Genomic DNA, 16,102 nt, shown 5'->3' on the forward strand with positions numbered 1-16,102 from the left:
CACAGGGTAAAATTTAGCGTCAAGATCCTATGAAAAAACCCGACCCCTCCGCCCCGCCCGCTAAACCAACTGTCCAGGTGTTGGAACGCATGTTCACCTTGCTGGAGATTCTGGCGACGCGTGAGGAAGCCGTCTCGCTCAAGGAGATCAGCGAAAAATCAGGCCTGCATCCGTCCACAGCACACCGCATCTTGAACGATCTGGCGACCGGTCGCTTTGTAGATCGCCCGGTCGCCGGCAGCTACCGCTTGGGCATGCGCCTGCTCGAACTCGGCAATCTCGTGAAAGCGAGGCTCAGCGTGCGCGATGCGGCACTGACACCCATGCGCGAGTTGCACCGCCTGATCCAGCAACCGGTGAACCTGAGCGTGCGTCAGGGTGATGAAATCATTTATGTGGAGCGCGCCTACAGCGAGCGCTCGGGCATGCAGGTGGTGCGGGCGATTGGCGGACGGGCGCCGCTGCACCTGACCTCCGTGGGCAAGCTGTTCCTGGCCTTTGATGATCCGCAACGCCTGCGAACCTATGCCACCCGCACCGGCTTGCCGGGTCAAACCAAAAACAGCATTACCCAGCTGGCCATGCTGGAGCGCGAACTGTCCAAAGCTCGCCAGTACGGCATTGCCCGCGATAACGAGGAACTGGAGCTCGGGGTGCGCTGCATGGCCGCCGGCATTTACGACGACCAGAGCAAACTGGTGGCAGGGCTGTCGATCTCGGCGCCTGCGGACCGGCTGGACGAAAGCTGGTTGCAGAAACTTGAGGCCACCGCGCACGAAATTTCTGCGGCGCTCGGCTACCGATCCGAAAACTTCAAGTAAAAAAAGGCGTTAGCCCTTTTAAAGCAAGCGCAACCAGCTATCAATACGATAGCAAGAAAGTCTGTCGGAACAGCGACAAAACAGGCATTACGTTGTTTCAGCCGTTGCTGGCCCTGCCGGCAGCGCTGATTTTCGGCACATTGACCGGCTGCGATTCGACCCACCGACGAACACGTTCGGCATCACCCAGGCGGCTGAGTTTGCCAGCCGAATCCAGAAACACCATGATCAACTTGCGACCGGCGATTTTTGTCTGCATGACCAGGCACTGGCCAGCTTCGGAGATGTAGCCAGTTTTTTGCAGGCCAATGTCCCAGTCAGGATTTTTGACCAGCCGGTTGGTATTGTTGTACTGCAGGGTCTGCCGCCCCACCGCCACCTGGTAACCGGTGGAGGTAGACAGCTCGCGCAGCACCGGGTCGGCATGCGCCGCATTGACCAGGGTGGCCAGATCCTGCGCGCTGGACTGGTTCTGGCTGGACAGGCCGGTGGGCTCGACGTAACGAGTGCCCTTCATGCCCAGCATTCTGGCCTTGGCGTTCATCAAATTGACAAACGACGCCATGCCACCAGGATAAGTGCGACCGAGCGCATGCGCAGCGCGGTTTTCGCTGGACATCAGGGCCAGATGCAGCAATTCACCGCGGGTCAGACTGGAACCGACGCGCAAGCGCGAACTGCTGCCTTTCTCAGTATCCACATCGTCTTGCGTGATCGTGATGTTTTCGTCCATGGGCAACTGGGCGCCGCTGATGATCATGCCGGTCATCAGCTTGGTCAACGACGCGATCGGCAACACGGCCTGGTCGTTCTTGCTGAACAGCACCTCATGCGTATCCTGATCGATGACCAGCGCCACACTGGACTTCAGATCCAGCGGATCTTGCGCGCCGTGAAGGCCGGCGATCTGCCCAAACGAAGGCCGGGCGGGTATCGCGACGATGACCGGCTTGCGCGGGGACTTTGCGACAAAACGAACGCTCTTGCGGCTGGAGACGACTTTTTTGGAAACCGTCTTGGTCGCCTGAGATTTTTTGACGACCTGGCGTTTGGCGGTAGCCGCCTCCGACGCCACCGGATAAATCAACGCGACCGAGAAAGTAAGAAGTCCAACGAGTTGTAAGCTGCGTTTGAATATCAGGTTCAGGGTGTTGGCCATTGATTCGCCTCCAGTTGCGATTAGTGCGATGCTGGAGTGTATACAAATAGAAAAAGTCACGCAATATCAATCGTTTGCGCGACTTTCCTAAACGCAACAATTAACTCGTCGCGGATTTAGCACGCAACCCAAACCTGATCAACAAAAAATTACTAAGCTCTTGATTTATAAAGACTTTATTATCGAAAAGGTCTAGCCTTGCGCCGCCACCCGGTCAGCTTTGCTCTGCAATTTGCTCAGGGCGCTCAAATAGGCCTTGGCTGAAGCCACCACAATGTCGGGATCGGCACCCACGCCATTGACGACACGGCCACTGTTTTGCAACCGAACGGTCACCTCGCCCTGGCTTTCGGTGGATCCGCTGATCGCGTTGACCGAATACAGCACCATTTCGGCGCCGCTTTTGACGTGCGTTTCGATCGCCTTCAGTGAGGCGTCAACCGGGCCGTTGCCGTCAGACTGGCCTCGAACCTCCTTGCCGTCCACGGTAAACACCACGCTGGCCTGCGGGCGCTCGCCGGTTTCGCTGTGCTGGGACAGAGAAACAAAGCCGTACTGCTCTTTCTCGTGCGTGACGCTCTCGTCGCTGACCAGCGCCAGGATGTCCTCATCGAAAATTTCGCTCTTGCCGTCGGCCAGTTCCTTGAAGCGCGCAAACGCAGCATTGGTGTCGGCTTCACTGTCCATCTGGATGCCCAGATCCTGCAGGCGCTGCTTGAACGCATTACGGCCGCTGAGCTTGCCCAGAACCATCTTGTTGGAGCTCCAGCCCACGTCTTCGGCGCGCATGATTTCGTAGGTTTCGCGCGCCTTGAGCATGCCGTCCTGGTGAATGCCGGAGGCATGCGCAAAGGCATTCGCGCCAACCACGGCCTTGTTGGGCTGGACCACAAAACCGGTGGTCTGGCTGACCATGCGGCTGGCGGCCACGATATGCAACGGGTCAATATTCATGTCGAGCTGGAAATAATCACGGCGCGTTTTCACGGCCATGACAATTTCCTCGAGTGAGCAATTGCCGGCGCGTTCACCCAGGCCATTGATGGTGCATTCCACCTGGCGCGCGCCGCCTATCTTCACGCCGGCCAGCGAGTTGGCCACGGCCATGCCGAGGTCGTTGTGACAATGCACAGACCAGACCGCCCTGTCGCTGTTGGGCACACGCTCACGCAAGGTCTTGATGAAATTTCCATACAGTTCCGGCACCGCATAACCGACGGTGTCGGGCACATTGATGGTGGTCGCGCCCTCTGCAATCACGGCTTCAAGCACGCGGCACAGAAAGTCCACGTCGCTGCGGTAGCCGTCTTCCGGGCTGAACTCGACATCGGCCACCAGATTGCGCGCGAAACGTACCGATTGTTTGGCCTGCTCCAGCACCTGCTCAGGGCTCATGCGCAGCTTTTTCTCCATGTGCAGCGCACTGGTGGCAATGAAGGTGTGAATGCGTGCGCTGTTGGCGCCCTTGAGCGCTTCGGCGGCGCGCGAGATATCGCGGTCATTAGCCCGCGACAGCGAGCAGATGGTCGAGTCCTTGATGGCGTTGGCGATGGCCTTCACCGCCTCAAAGTCACCATTCGAGCTGGCAGCAAAACCGGCTTCGATCACATCGACTTTCAGGCGCTCGAGCTGGCGCGCAATGCGCAGTTTTTCGTCGCGCGTCATGGACGCGCCAGGTGACTGCTCACCGTCGCGCAGGGTGGTGTCGAAAATAATCAGTTTGTCGGTCATGGCTGGCTCCTGTTGCGTGCTCGCTGTACGTCGTTGAGATACGAATCAATCCGCCATGTTAACGGCGGTGGACTGTTGAATGCCGGCGCGCTGCAGACCGGAAACGATGGCCTTGAGCGAAGCCAACACAATGTTGCCGTCCATTCCGACGCCAAACAGGGTCCGGCCATTGATGCGCAGTTCCAGGTACGCCACAGCCTGCGCCGCAGCACCCGAGCCGATGGCATGTTCGTGATAGTCCAGCACACGCACGACACGGCCGGTGGCGCTGTTGAGCCCGGCCACAAAGGCGTCGATGGGCCCGGTGCCTGCCCCGGTCACCTGCTGGTTGATCCCATTGATCTGCACATCGGCGCGAATATTGAAGGTCTTGGAGCCTGCAGCCGTGACAAGCTCTTCGCTCACGAGGTGTTGCGGCGCCGGGATGCTCTGCACACCGTATTCCTTCTCAAACAGCGCAAACAGGTCTTGCGCGGTGAGCTCCTTGCCAGTCGCGTCCATCACACCCTGCACCACCTGGCTGAACTCGATCTGCAGGCGGCGCGGCAACTCCAGGCCAAACTCACTTTCGAGCAAGTAGGCAATGCCGCCCTTGCCGGACTGGCTGTTCACCCGGATCACCGCCTCGTAGCTTCGGCCCAGGTCTTTCGGGTCGATCGGCAGGTAAGGCATGTCCCAGATGTCGCCGTCTTTGCGCGCAGCAAACGCCTTCTTGATCGCGTCCTGGTGCGACCCTGAAAACGAGGTGTAGACCAGGTCACCGGCATAGGGGTGGCGCGGATGCACCGGCAACTGGTTGCAATGCTCGACGGTGCGGCGGATCTCGTCGATTTCTGAAAAATCCAGTCCCGGTGACACGCCCTGCGTGTAGAGGTTGAGTGCAATATTGACGAGGTCGACATTGCCAGTGCGCTCGCCGTTGCCGAACAGGCAACCCTCAATGCGGTCGGCCCCCGCCATCAGGGCAAATTCGCCAGCGGCGGTCCCGGTGCCGCGGTCGTTGTGCGGATGCACCGACAGCACAATCGCGTCGCGCCGCGCCAGGTGGCGATGCATCCATTCCATCATGTCGGCAAAGATATTGGGCGTGGAATGCTCCACCGTCGAAGGCAGGTTGATGATGCACTTGCGCTCAGGCGTGGGTTGCCAGACTTCGGTGACGGCATCAACCACACGCTTTGAAAACGCCAGTTCAGTGCCGGACCACATCTCGGGTGAATACTGGAAGGTCCACTGCGTGCCCGGCTGGTCTGCAGCCATCTCGCTGAAGAGCCGGGCATTGCTGGTTGCCAGTTCGACAATCTCGTCCTCGTTCATGCCGAGGACTACCCGGCGCATGGCCGGCGCGGTCGCATTGTAGAGATGCACGATCGCGCGCGGGACGCCCTGCAGCGCTTCGAAGGTACGTCGGATCAGCGGCTCGCGTGCCTGGGTCAGCACCTGGATGGTGACATCTTCCGGAATCAGGTTTTCGTCGATCAGCCTGCGCAAAAAGTCGAACTCGACCTGGGACGCCGAAGGGAAACCCACTTCGATTTCCTTGAAGCCGATCTTGACCAGCATTTCAAACATCCTGAGCTTGCGCGGTATGTCCATCGGCTCGATCAGCGCCTGGTTGCCGTCACGCAAGTCCACACTGCACCAGATCGGCGCCTGGGTCAGCACCACATCCGGCCAGTTGCGGTCGGCCAGGCGAACCGGGGGAAAGGACTTGTATTTGCTTGAAGGTGTTTTCAACATGTTGATCTCATCGCCTGTGTGACATTCCAAAACCAGCAACCCAAAGAAAAACGGCCCGTTGCTGGTGCAAACGGGCCGTTGAATTGGGTGTACGCGTGCGCGCTACCGTCTCCGCCCGTTGGCAGATAGCAGTAGCACTAGCGACATCTTGTTCATGACTGGCAATGTATCACAAAATTATTCAGGGCTCGCTCTCCGCAACTCCGCAGCAAACTGTCCTATTTGTGCAGCCCACGTTCATCGGGTTCATCGGTCGAGGTCGAAATCACGCTGGTCTGCAAGCCCTTGGCCTTGCGCCAGCCGTAAAGCACATAGCCCGAAAAACCGTAAATCACAAACAAGCCGAACATCACGGTTGGAGGGTCGATGTTGATCACGGCAATGCCCAGAGCGATCAGCACGATCACGGCAAACGGAACACTGCGCTTGAGACTCAGGTCCTTGAAGCTGTAAAAGGGCACGTTGGTCACCATGGTGAGGCCGGCATACAGGGTCAGCGCAAACATGACCCAGCGCACCTCCTGGCCAGATACACCGGCTTCCGTCATCAGCCAGATGAATCCGGCCACCAGCGCCGCCGCAGCGGGCGATGGCAGTCCCTGGAAAAAGCGCTTGTCGACGACCGCTGTATTGACGTTGAAACGCGCCAGCCTGAGTGCGGCGCAGGCGCAATAGACAAAGGCCGCGATCCAGCCCCAGCGCCCCAGCCCGGTCAAGGCCCAAATGTAGGCAATCAGCGCGGGCGCTGCGCCAAAGGACACCATGTCGGCCAATGAATCCATCTGCTCGCCAAAAGCACTCTGCGTATTGGTCATTCGCGCCACGCGGCCGTCGAGGCTGTCGAGCACCATGGCAGAAAACACGCCAATCGCCGCCTGATCAAAACGCCCATTCATCGCCATCACGATGGCATAAAACCCGCCAAACAGCCCAGCCAGCGTGAACAGGTTGGGCAGGATGTAAATGCCCTTGCGCCGCTTGCGCGGAACAACTTCCTCAGCATCGATGTCAGGGTCGTGGCCGTCATGCATGGAAGATGCTCCGGGTGTCGGGAAAAGTGACGCGCCCAGTGTGCGACGCTATGGAAGATAGGTTCATGCCCAGAGGATACCAAACGGTCGCCAGCGAAAACGAAAAAGCCGCGCAAGTGTTTTGCGCGGCTTGAAGCTCAACCTGGCCGGGCCTGCTGGGACCCGGCAGCGTCATCAGTTGCGGGTCTGATCAACCAGCTTGTTCTTGGCAATCCAGGGCATCATGGCGCGGAGTTTCTCGCCCACGATTTCAATCTGGTGCTCTGAATTGAGGCGGCGGCGGCTCAACAGTGTCGGTGCGCCGGCCTGGTTTTCAAGCAGGAAGCTCTTGGCGTACTCACCGGTCTGGATGTCCTTCAGGCACTTGCGCATGGCTTCTTTCGTGGCCGAGGTCACGATGTTCGGGCCGGTCACGTACTCGCCGTATTCGGCGTTGTTCGAGATCGAGTAGTTCATGTTGGCGATGCCGCCTTCATAAATCAGGTCGACGATCAGTTTGAGCTCGTGCAGGCATTCGAAGTAGGCCATTTCAGGCGCGTAGCCGGCTTCCACCAGGGTCTCGAAACCCGCCTTGATCAGCTCGACGGTGCCGCCGCACAACACGGCCTGCTCGCCGAACAAGTCGGTTTCGGTTTCTTCGCGGAAGTTGGTTTCGATGATGCCGGCCTTGCCGCCACCGTTGGCCATGGCGTAGCTCAAGGCCAGGTCACGGGCCTTGCCGCTCTTGTCCTGATGAACTGCCACCAGATGCGGCACGCCGCCACCCTGGGTGTAGGTGTTACGCACGGTGTGACCGGGCGCCTTGGGCGCGACCATCCAGACGTCGAGGTCGGCGCGCGGGATCACGGCACCGTAATGCACATTGAAGCCGTGGGCAAACACCAGCGAAGCGCCCTGCTTGATGTTGGGAGCCACGTCATTGGCGTAGACCTTGCCAATCTGCTCATCAGGCAGAAGGATCATCACAACGTCAGCCGATTTGACGGCGTCAGCGACTTCAGCAACCTTGAGGCCGGCTTTTTCGACCTTGGGCCATGACGCGCCGCCTTTGCGCAAACCGACCACCACCTTGACGCCGCTGTCGTTCAGATTTTGCGCGTGGGCGTGGCCCTGGCTGCCGTAACCGATGATGGCGACGGTTTTGCCCTTGATCAGGCTCAGATCGCAGTCCTTGTCGTAAAAAACTTTCATTTCTCTCTCCGTAGATGTCGTTGATGGATTCTGGCGAAAATGCCCTTCGACAGGCTGAGGGCGAACGGTAAACACACATCGCCACTTCCGTCCGTTCGCGCCCCGCCTGTCGAAAACGCGCGCGCGGACTACTGAAAATCAGACCCTGAGAATCCTCTCGCCGCGGCCAATGCCACTGGAGCCGGTACGCACAGTTTCCAGGATCGCGCTGCGGTCAATCGCTTCCAGGAAGGCGTCGTTTTTGGACTGGTCGCCGGTCAGCTCGATCGTGTAGCTTTTCTCGGTCACGTCGATGATTCGCCCGCGGAATATATCAGCCATGCGCTTCATCTCTTCGCGCTCCTTGCCGACGGCGCGGACCTTGACCATCATCAGCTCGCGCTCGGTGTAAGCGCCTTCGGTCAGGTCCACCACCTTGACCACCTCGATCAGGCGGTTCAGATGTTTGGTGATCTGTTCGATCACGTCGTCAGAGCCGGTGGTCTGTATGGTCATGCGCGACAGGCTGGCGTCTTCGGTCGGCGCGACGGTCAGGCTTTCGATGTTGTAGCCACGCGCCGAGAACAGGCCAACCACGCGGGAAAGGGCGCCGGGCTCGTTTTCGAGCAGAACGGCAATGATGTGTTTCATGGAGAGATTCCTCTTTTCGGTGCCCTCCCCGTCCGGCGGTAACTGGACGGCTTGGCAACCAATAGATTCTTCGGATTTGTCATGCCGAACTTGATTCGGCGTCCATGCTGGGTTGCCAGCATGGATTGCGGGTCAGGCCCGCAATGACAGGCTTTGTTGTTTAAAGGTCTTCGCTCCCGAGCAGCATTTCGGTAATGCCCTTGCCGGCCTTGACCATCGGGAACACGTTTTCAGTGGGGTCGGTGCGGAAGTCCATGAACACGGTGCGGTCCTTGAGCTTGCGCGCCTCGCGCAGCGCCGGTTCGACGTCCTGCGGCTTTTCAATCAACATGCCGACGTGGCCATAGGCCTCAGCCAGTTTGACGAAGTTGGGCAAGGCGTCCATGTAGCTGCTGCTGTAGCGGCCTTCGTAATCAATCTCCTGCCACTGGCGAACCATGCCCAGATAGCGGTTGTTCAGCGACACGATCTTGATCGGCGTGTTGTACTGCAGGCAGGTCGACAGCTCCTGAATGCACATCTGCACCGAACCTTCGCCAGTGATGCAATAAACCTCGCTGTCAGGCTTGGCCAGCTTGATGCCCATGGCGTAGGGAATGCCTACACCCATGGTACCCAGGCCGCCCGAGTTGATCCAGCGACGCGGTTCGTCAAACTTGTAATACTGCGCCGCCCACATCTGGTGCTGACCCACATCAGATGTGATGTAGGTATCAGCGTCCTTGGTCATGTTCCAGAGCGTCTCCACCACATATTGCGGCTTGATCACATCGCCTTGGCCCAAGCTGTATTTCATGCAGTCGCGCTTGCGCCAGCCTTCAATGGTTTCCCACCAGTTGCCCAGCGCATCGCCGTCGGGTTTCAGGCCGGACTCACGAATCATGGCGATCAGCTCTGTCAGCACGTCCTTCACATCGCCGACGATGGGGATGTCCACCTTGACGCGCTTGGAGATGCTCGACGGATCGATGTCAATGTGAATGATCTTGCGTTCGTTCTGCGCAAAGTGCTTCGGGTTGCCGATCACGCGGTCGTCAAAACGTGCGCCGACGGCCAGCAACACGTCGCAGTTCTGCATCGCGTTATTGGCTTCCATGGTGCCGTGCATGCCCAGCATGCCGAGAAACTTTTTATCGCTGGCCGGGTAAGCACCCAGGCCCATCAGCGTGTTGGTACAGGGGTAACCCAGCATGTCCACCAGCGTACGGAGCTCCTGCGACGCATTGCTCAGCAACACGCCGCCGCCGGTGTAGATGTAAGGCCGCTTGGCCGTCATCAACAACTGCAAGGCCTTGCGAATCTGCCCGCCATGGCCCTTGCGCACCGGGTTGTAGGAACGCATTTCGACGGTTTGCGGATAACCGGTATACGTTGTCTTGTTGAAGGACACATCCTTGGGAATGTCCACCACCACCGGGCCGGGCCGACCGCTGCGCGCAATATGGAAAGCCTTCTTCATGGTTTCCGCCATCTGCCGCACGTCCTTGACCAGGAAGTTGTGCTTGACGATGGGACGCGTGATGCCGACGGTGTCGCACTCCTGGAAGGCGTCCAGGCCAATTGCATGCGTGGGCACCTGGCCGGTGATGATCACCATCGGAATGCTGTCCATGTAGGCCGTGGCGATACCGGTGACCGCATTGGTGACGCCGGGCCCGGAGGTGACCAGGGCCACGCCGACTTCACCCGTCGCACGCGCATAACCGTCCGCGGCATGCACTGCCGCCTGTTCATGGCGCACCAGCACGTGCTGAATCGTTTCCTGCTTGTAGAAAGCGTCGTAAATGTGAAGGACTGCGCCGCCCGGATAACCCCAGACGTGTTTGACACCCTCGGCCTGCAGGGCCTTGATGAGGATTTCCGCGCCGCGGAGTTCTTGCGGATGGGTTGGGGCAGACGCTGCCGCCGCTGCCGAAGCGAGTTCGGCCTTTGTGATTTCCATGATGAACCTTTGTGAATTTCTCTAACGAAATACCTTGGGTGCCTCTTCACCCACTCTTGTGGAGTAGCGTCGAGACTTGAGGCCAAAACCATGGGCGGAAACATAAACCGCCGGGTCATGACCCGTTTGCTGTTTGAATTGCAAGCAGGATTATAGGGCACGGGCTGGCGCGCCGACGCAAGCAGCCATCAAGTCCGGACGAGTGGCGCTTGATGCGATAATTTTGCTGCCAGTGCGTATTGCTGGCACAAAGGCCTGTCGGGCCGGCCGCACTCCAGAGCGACCGGCAACAAGTAAAACAAGGACAGCGTCGGGACAAACCGGAAATTTACCGTTGGCAACCGAACAAGAACTTTCCGACTTTCTGAAAAGCGTCGAAAAACGCGCTTTCAAGCGCAGCGTTTACCACGTTCGGGACGACGAGGCGGCGCTGGACATTGTCCAGGACAGCATGATGAAGCTGGCGCACCACTATGGCGACAAGCCCGCCGCCGAACTGCCCATGCTGTTCCAGCGCATCCTGTCCAACACCACGCTGGACTGGTTCCGTCGCCGCAAGACCCGCAACGCGCTTTTCTCCAACATGAGCGACTTCGAATCGGCCGGTGAAGACGGAGATTTCGATTTACTTGAAACTTTAGAGTCTTCCACCAACTCAGAAGGAACAGAGAGCGCCCAGGACGCGACGGAGCGGGCCCAAATCTTGCGCGAGATAGAAGTGGAGATCAAGGAGCTGCCCGGCCGTCAACGGGAAGCCTTTCTCATGCGTTACTGGGAGGAAATGGACGTGGCTGAAACGGCTGCTGCCATGGGCTGTTCCGAAGGTAGCGTGAAAACGCATTGTTCGCGAGCCGTTCATGCACTCAGTAAAGCTTTGGCCGCCAGGGGAATCAAACTATGAACCGCTCACCGCAAAACCACACCGATATCCTGCAGGACCGTTACGGGCTGAAAACTGCTTCTTACCTGTCCGCAGGCGCTGCCGACCTGCCTTACGACATCTCTGAGCGTCTGCGGGCCGCGCGTGCACAGGCCGTGGCCGCGCGCCGGATCGCCAAAGTGCAGCCTGCACGCGTTGGCGCCACCTCCAGCATGGGCGGCGGCACGCTGGCCTGGGGATCGGACGAAGGTTTCAGCCTGTGGAGCCAGATCGGCTCCGTGCTGCCGCTGATTGCGTTGGTGGTGGGCCTGCTGGCCATCAACTCCCTGCAAACCGACAAACTCGTGCAGGAACTGGCCGAGGTGGACTCGGCCCTGCTGACCGACGAACTGCCGCCGGATGCTTTTTCCGACCCCGGTTTTGTGCAGTTTCTCAAAACAACGCTTTGAACCTGCCATTGACCTTTGCCTCTGTCGAACCCTTCCTCACCCGTAGACATGACTGTGCCAACCTGCCTCGCTGACGACGTGTATTGCCTGCCCGGCAAGCAGCGCGCGCGGCCGGCTGGCCGGTGGGCGCTGCTGCTTTTGGTGGCAGCCTCGGCGATCTCCACCGCCCAGACCGTCTCGCCTGCGCCAGCGGCGGCACCAGCAAAAACCGTGGTCGCCCAGGCGTTTGCCGGACCGGGCTGGAACGAGTTGACCCCGGCGCAGCGCGAGATCCTCAATCCCCTGGCATCCGCCTGGCCCTCTTTGAGCCAGAGCCACAAGCGCAAGTGGCTGGAAATGACCCGCAGTTATGGCTCCCTGCCTGCTGACGAGCAAACGAAAATGCAGGGTCGAATGAAAGAATGGGTGGCGCTCAGCCCCCAGCAACGGATTCAGGCCCGACTGAATTTTGCAAAAACCAAAGAGTTGTCCAAAGAGCTGACGGCTGAAGAGAAAAAAGCCAAGTGGGAGGCTTACCAGTCGCTCAGCACTGAGGAAAAGCAAAAACTGGCTGACAAGGCACCGACCAAGCCGGTCGGTGCAGCGCCAGCCTCCAAACCCGTCGCCAGGCAAAAACTGGCCACCATTCCTTCGGCTGAAGAGCAGGCCAAGGCCAAGGCTGCGCCTAAAATCGCAGTTTCGCAGTCGATGGACACCCCGCCCGGTCTGGCGCCCGCCGCCACACCTGCCAGCCCGAACGGCACGCCGCCTCAGCCCCAGTAAGCTTGAAGGGTCGCATGCCGTACGGCGCCCTAGTTTCAGGGTCAATCGCGCTGTAGCCCTTATCTGCCCTCACCTGGTCGCTACCAAATTGATAGTAAATTCGGTTCCCCAAGCTGTTACACCGTCGCTGCGCAGGCGCCTGGCCTGCTGGATGTACGAAGGATTGCTGATGTTCGGCGTGGTCTTCATTGCCGGTTACCTGTTCGGCACGTTGAGCCAGACGCGCAACGCGCTCGACAACCGCCACGCGCTGCAGGCCTTTTTGTTTGTTATTTTCGGCATCTATTTTGTCTGGTTCTGGGCCAAAGGCCAGACCCTAGCCATGAAAACCTGGAACATCCGGGTGGTGGACAAGCAAGGAGCGCCCATTAGCCAACGGCGCGCCTTGCTGCGGTACGTATTGAGCTGGTTGTGGTTTTTGCCGCCACTGGGTGTCAGTTGGCTTCTGGGGCTGCCTGGCCGCGAAGCCGCCGTGCTGGCCTTGGGCTGGGTGCCCATTTGGGCGATTCTGGCGCGTTTTCATCCCGACCGGCAGTTCTGGCATGACGCCCTCGCCGGCACCCGGCTGGTTACCAGTCTGCCGACGGGCAAACCGCCCAAAGCGGCCTGAGGCAGGCGGCATGCAGGCCTCACATCAAACTGCCACAGAGTCGGGCCACAATCGCCGGATGCCCGATTCCGCTTCCTTCCGTGTTCCCGATGCTGTCCCTCCTGCGCCGGCCTCCCCCGTCAACCCGCAAAAAGACCGCAAGGGCTTGAACCGTGTCTGGCACGCGCTCGGGTATTCGGTGGCCGGCCTGCGCGCCGGTTGGCACGAAACCGCCTTCCGACAAGAGGCCATCGCCTCGCTGGTGCTGCTGCCGGCGGCTTTCTGGCTGGGCCGCAGCTGGGTCGAAACCGTGTTGCTGGCCGGCTCGGTCATCCTGGTGATGATCATCGAGCTGCTCAACACCGGCATCGAAACCGCGATCGACCGCATCGGCCCCGAGTGGCACGACCTGTCCAAACGCGCCAAGGACATGGGCAGCGCGGCCGTGTTGCTGAGCTTGCTGCTGTGCGCCGGAACCTGGGCGCTGGCGCTGTTTCACCGGTTTGTGGCATGACGCCGGCTTTTTCGCTGTGTGTCTATTGCGGCTCCCGCCCCGGCGTGGAGCTGGTATTTGCCGAGACCGCCCGCGCCGTCGGCACCTGGATAGGCGGCCATGATGGGCAACTGGTCTACGGCGGCGGACGCAATGGCCTGATGGGCATCGTGGCCGACGCCACCCTGGCGGCTGGCGGGCGCGTGATCGGCGTGATCCCGAAAGCGCTGGTGGAAAAGGAATGGGCGCACACCGGCTGCACCGAGTTGCACATCGTCGACACCATGCATGAGCGCAAACGCATCATGGCTGAACATGCCGATGCCTTTTTGTCACTGCCCGGCGGGATCGGCACACTGGAAGAGTTTTTTGAGGTCTGGACCTGGCGCCAGCTCGGCTACCACGCCAAGCCGGTGGGCCTGCTCAACTTGAACGGCTATTACACCGATCTGCTGGCCTTTCTGGCCTCATCGGTCAAAAGCGGCTTCATGAGCGACTGGCAGATGGAACTGATCCACGTTGGTGCCGAACCGGAGGCCTTGCTGGAGCAACTGGTGCAGGTCGCGGGCATGGCGCCCGAAGGCTCAAGGCTGGACCAGATTTAGCTTCCGGTCAGACTGCGGCTTCGTCCTCTTCGCCGGTGCGGATGCGCACCACACGCTCGACGCTGGTGATGAAAATCTTGCCGTCACCGATCTTGCCGGTGCGCGCGGCCCGCACGATAGCGTCGACACAGCGGTCCACATCTTCGGTTTTCACCACCACCTCAACCTTGACCTTGGGCAGGAAGTCGACCACGTATTCCGCACCGCGATACAGCTCAGTGTGGCCCTTCTGGCGGCCGAAACCCTTGACTTCGGTCACCGTCAGGCCGGTCACGCCGCATTCGGCCAGGGCTTCACGGACTTCTTCGAGCTTGAAGGGTTTGAGGACGGCGGTAATTTGTTTCACTGAATATCTCCGTTGGTTTTGATGGGCTCCGGCGCAGGGGCTCAGGCGCGGAATTTACTGGTAATAGGATAGCGCCAATCCTTGCCGAAACTTCGGTGGCTAACCCGGATGCCGACCGGGGCCTGTCGGCGCTTGTACTCGTTGATCTTGATCAGCCGTGTCACCCGCTCGACCACCGCGCGGTCAAAACCGGCGGCAAGGATGCTCTCTATGCTTTCGTCGTTTTCCATGTAGCGTCGCAAAATCGCGTCCAGCACCTCGTAGGGCGGCAGGCTGTCCTGGTCGGTCTGGTCGGCGCGCAGCTCGGCACTCGGCGGACGCGTGATGATGCGCTCGGGGATCGGGTTGCTGCCGGTGCCATAGGGGTCGTTTTTGTTGCGCCACTCGGCCAGCCGGAACACCGTGGTCTTGAGCAAATCCTTGATGACGGCAAAACCGCCCGCCATGTCACCGTACAGCGTGCAGTAGCCGGTCGCCATCTCGCTCTTGTTGCCGGTGGTCAGCACGATGGCGCCGAACTTGTTGGACAGCGCCATCAGGAACACGCCGCGAATCCGCGCCTGGATGTTTTCCTCGGTGGTGTCCTCGGGCAGGCCCTTGAACTCGCCGGCCAGCGAAGCCTTGAAGGCCTCGAACTCCGGAACAATCGAAATCTCGTCGTAACGCACCTGCAGCCGCGCGGCCATCTCGCGGGCGTCTATCCAGGAGATGTCGGCCGTGTAGGGCGAAGGCATCATCACGGTGCGCACCTTGTCGGCGCCCAGCGCATCGACCGCAATCGCCAGCACCAGCGCCGAATCAATGCCGCCCGACAAGCCGAGGATGGCGCCGGGAAAGCCGTTTTTACCGAGGTAATCGCGCACGCCCAGTACCAGCGCGTCCCACAGGTCGGCCTCAGCGCTGCGCTCAGGCGCAACATCCGCTACCAATTTGATAGCTGTCTGCCCACGCTGCGCCTGGGCTAGAAACAGATTTTCCTTGAAACTTTCGGCCCGGCCGGCGAGCGACCCGTCGGCCTGCAGGGCAAACGAATGGCCTTCGAAAACAATCTCGTCCTGCCCGCCGACCAGGTGCGCATAGACCATGGGCAGGCCGGTGGCCAACACACGCTCGCGCATCATCAACTCACGCTCGCCGCCTTTGCCCACATGAAAAGGCGAGGCATTGATGACCGCCAGCAGCTCGGCGCCAGCCTCTTTGGCCAGCCGCGCTGGCTCCTCGAACCAGGCGTCCTCACAGATCAGCAGGCCGATACGCACCGAATCAACGCCCTCTCCGGCCTCGAACACACAGACACCCTCGCCCGGCGTGAAATAACGCCGCTCGTCAAAAACCTGGTAGTTGGGCAACTCGCGTTTGGCATAGGTGGCGACGACCGCGCCTTCGCGCAACACACGCGCGGCATTGTGGCGCTGCTGCACCTCCACACTTTTGGTACGCAGCGCCTTGCCGCTGTCGCCATGGGTGGGCGTGCCCACCACCACCGTCAAACCCTTTAACCCGGCCAGCTCACGGGCGATGTGATTCACGGCATCATCACAGGCTGCGATGAAGGAGCGGCGCAAAAACAGGTCTTCGGCGGCATAACCGCAAATCGCCATCTCGGGCGTGAGCAGCAGGCGCACGCCGTCGGCATAGGCCGAGCGGGCTGCATCAATGATTTTTTGCGCGTTGCCCGGCATGTCGCCAACGCAGTAGTTCAATTGGGCAACGCAGATCTTGAGAGTCATGGA

The 16,102-nt window shown here is 60.0% G+C and carries 16 protein-coding genes; 7 read left to right on the forward strand and 9 right to left on the reverse strand.

What is annotated here, in order from left to right; translation table 11 throughout:
• The first annotated feature begins 29 nt into the window (after nt 1-29).
• A complete protein-coding gene (locus ACH2CW_RS15685; protein ID WP_395059811.1) occupies nt 30-821 on the forward strand; it encodes an IclR family transcriptional regulator in 792 nt (263 codons plus the stop codon).
• A 97-nt stretch (nt 822-918) separates the two neighbouring features.
• Here ACH2CW_RS15685 and pbpG read toward each other — a convergent pair whose 3' ends face one another.
• From pbpG to ACH2CW_RS15720, 7 genes are all read right to left on the reverse strand, one after another.
• On the reverse strand, nt 919-1,980 hold the full coding sequence (gene pbpG / locus ACH2CW_RS15690) for a D-alanyl-D-alanine endopeptidase (RefSeq protein WP_395059813.1): 1,062 nt from the start codon (nt 1,978-1,980) through the stop codon (nt 919-921).
• A gap of 192 nt (nt 1,981-2,172) precedes the next feature.
• Nucleotides 2,173-3,711, reverse strand: coding sequence for a 2-isopropylmalate synthase (locus tag ACH2CW_RS15695; protein WP_395059815.1), 1,539 nt, complete (start codon nt 3,709-3,711; stop codon nt 2,173-2,175).
• Nucleotides 3,712-3,756: 45 nt separating this feature from the next.
• Nucleotides 3,757-5,451, reverse strand: coding sequence for a 2-isopropylmalate synthase (gene leuA / locus ACH2CW_RS15700; RefSeq protein ID WP_395059817.1), 1,695 nt, complete (start codon nt 5,449-5,451; stop codon nt 3,757-3,759).
• A gap of 218 nt (nt 5,452-5,669) precedes the next feature.
• Nucleotides 5,670-6,482 carry a CDP-diacylglycerol--serine O-phosphatidyltransferase gene (pssA, locus tag ACH2CW_RS15705; protein WP_395059819.1) on the reverse strand — a complete coding sequence of 271 codons (813 nt, stop codon included), beginning with the start codon at nt 6,480-6,482 and terminating at the stop codon, nt 5,670-5,672.
• A gap of 174 nt (nt 6,483-6,656) precedes the next feature.
• Nucleotides 6,657-7,673: a ketol-acid reductoisomerase gene (ilvC, locus tag ACH2CW_RS15710; RefSeq protein WP_395059821.1), complete on the reverse strand. Its 1,017-nt coding sequence runs from the start codon at nt 7,671-7,673 to the stop codon at nt 6,657-6,659.
• Between the two features lie 138 nt (nt 7,674-7,811).
• Entirely contained in the window at nt 7,812-8,303 is a 492-nt protein-coding gene (gene ilvN / locus ACH2CW_RS15715; RefSeq protein ID WP_068832534.1) for an acetolactate synthase small subunit, read from the reverse strand.
• Between the two features lie 160 nt (nt 8,304-8,463).
• Nucleotides 8,464-10,245, reverse strand: coding sequence for an acetolactate synthase 3 catalytic subunit (locus tag ACH2CW_RS15720; protein WP_395059824.1), 1,782 nt, complete (start codon nt 10,243-10,245; stop codon nt 8,464-8,466).
• A 334-nt stretch (nt 10,246-10,579) separates the two neighbouring features.
• Here ACH2CW_RS15720 and ACH2CW_RS15725 point away from each other — a divergent pair, with 334 nt between their 5' ends.
• The 6 genes from ACH2CW_RS15725 to ACH2CW_RS15750 all read left to right on the forward strand — a co-directional run bounded on the left by ACH2CW_RS15725 (nt 10,580) and on the right by ACH2CW_RS15750 (nt 14,023).
• A complete protein-coding gene (locus ACH2CW_RS15725; protein WP_395059826.1) occupies nt 10,580-11,146 on the forward strand; it encodes an RNA polymerase sigma factor in 567 nt (188 codons plus the stop codon).
• Complete coding sequence (locus tag ACH2CW_RS15730) at nt 11,143-11,574, forward strand: DUF3619 family protein (RefSeq protein ID WP_395059828.1); 432 nt, start codon at nt 11,143-11,145, stop codon at nt 11,572-11,574. The genes ACH2CW_RS15725 and ACH2CW_RS15730 overlap by 4 nt, the downstream gene beginning before the upstream one ends.
• Before the next feature lie 48 nt (nt 11,575-11,622).
• Nucleotides 11,623-12,336, forward strand: a complete 714-nt coding sequence (locus tag ACH2CW_RS15735; protein WP_395059830.1) for a DUF3106 domain-containing protein — start codon at nt 11,623-11,625, stop codon at nt 12,334-12,336.
• 127 nt (nt 12,337-12,463) lie between these two features.
• Complete coding sequence (locus tag ACH2CW_RS15740) at nt 12,464-12,946, forward strand: RDD family protein (RefSeq protein ID WP_395059933.1); 483 nt, start codon at nt 12,464-12,466, stop codon at nt 12,944-12,946.
• A gap of 58 nt (nt 12,947-13,004) precedes the next feature.
• Nucleotides 13,005-13,439 carry a diacylglycerol kinase gene (locus ACH2CW_RS15745; protein WP_395059832.1) on the forward strand — a complete coding sequence of 145 codons (435 nt, stop codon included), beginning with the start codon at nt 13,005-13,007 and terminating at the stop codon, nt 13,437-13,439.
• Entirely contained in the window at nt 13,436-14,023 is a 588-nt protein-coding gene (locus ACH2CW_RS15750; RefSeq protein WP_395059834.1) for a TIGR00730 family Rossman fold protein, read from the forward strand. Before ACH2CW_RS15745 ends, ACH2CW_RS15750 begins: the two co-directional genes overlap by 4 nt.
• Before the next feature lie 7 nt (nt 14,024-14,030).
• Here the strand turns inward: ACH2CW_RS15750 and ACH2CW_RS15755 are convergent, their stop codons facing one another.
• Both ACH2CW_RS15755 and ACH2CW_RS15760 read right to left on the reverse strand, forming a co-directional pair.
• A complete protein-coding gene (locus tag ACH2CW_RS15755) occupies nt 14,031-14,369 on the reverse strand; it encodes a P-II family nitrogen regulator (protein WP_096665314.1) in 339 nt (112 codons plus the stop codon).
• Between the two features lie 41 nt (nt 14,370-14,410).
• Nucleotides 14,411-16,099, reverse strand: coding sequence for an NAD+ synthase (locus ACH2CW_RS15760; RefSeq protein ID WP_395059836.1), 1,689 nt, complete (start codon nt 16,097-16,099; stop codon nt 14,411-14,413).
• Between the last annotated feature and the right edge of the window lie 3 nt (nt 16,100-16,102).

It is taken from the genome of Polaromonas sp. (assembly GCF_043778355.1).
Lineage (GTDB): Bacteria > Pseudomonadota > Gammaproteobacteria > Burkholderiales > Burkholderiaceae_C > Polaromonas.

Coding starts and splice junctions, on each gene's coding strand:
- ACH2CW_RS15685 (WP_395059811.1), top strand. CDS start 30: ATGAAAAAACCCGACCCCTCCGCCCCGCCCGCTAAACCAACTGTCCAG.
- pbpG (WP_395059813.1), bottom strand. CDS start 1,980: ATGGCCAACACCCTGAACCTGATATTCAAACGCAGCTTACAACTCGTT.
- ACH2CW_RS15695 (WP_395059815.1), bottom strand. CDS start 3,711: ATGACCGACAAACTGATTATTTTCGACACCACCCTGCGCGACGGTGAG.
- leuA (WP_395059817.1), bottom strand. CDS start 5,451: ATGTTGAAAACACCTTCAAGCAAATACAAGTCCTTTCCCCCGGTTCGC.
- pssA (WP_395059819.1), bottom strand. CDS start 6,482: ATGCATGACGGCCACGACCCTGACATCGATGCTGAGGAAGTTGTTCCG.
- ilvC (WP_395059821.1), bottom strand. CDS start 7,673: ATGAAAGTTTTTTACGACAAGGACTGCGATCTGAGCCTGATCAAGGGC.
- ilvN (WP_068832534.1), bottom strand. CDS start 8,303: ATGAAACACATCATTGCCGTTCTGCTCGAAAACGAGCCCGGCGCCCTT.
- ACH2CW_RS15720 (WP_395059824.1), bottom strand. CDS start 10,245: ATGGAAATCACAAAGGCCGAACTCGCTTCGGCAGCGGCGGCAGCGTCT.
- ACH2CW_RS15730 (WP_395059828.1), top strand. CDS start 11,143: ATGAACCGCTCACCGCAAAACCACACCGATATCCTGCAGGACCGTTAC.
- ACH2CW_RS15735 (WP_395059830.1), top strand. CDS start 11,623: ATGACTGTGCCAACCTGCCTCGCTGACGACGTGTATTGCCTGCCCGGC.
- ACH2CW_RS15745 (WP_395059832.1), top strand. CDS start 13,005: ATGCCCGATTCCGCTTCCTTCCGTGTTCCCGATGCTGTCCCTCCTGCG.
- ACH2CW_RS15750 (WP_395059834.1), top strand. CDS start 13,436: ATGACGCCGGCTTTTTCGCTGTGTGTCTATTGCGGCTCCCGCCCCGGC.
- ACH2CW_RS15760 (WP_395059836.1), bottom strand. CDS start 16,099: ATGACTCTCAAGATCTGCGTTGCCCAATTGAACTACTGCGTTGGCGAC.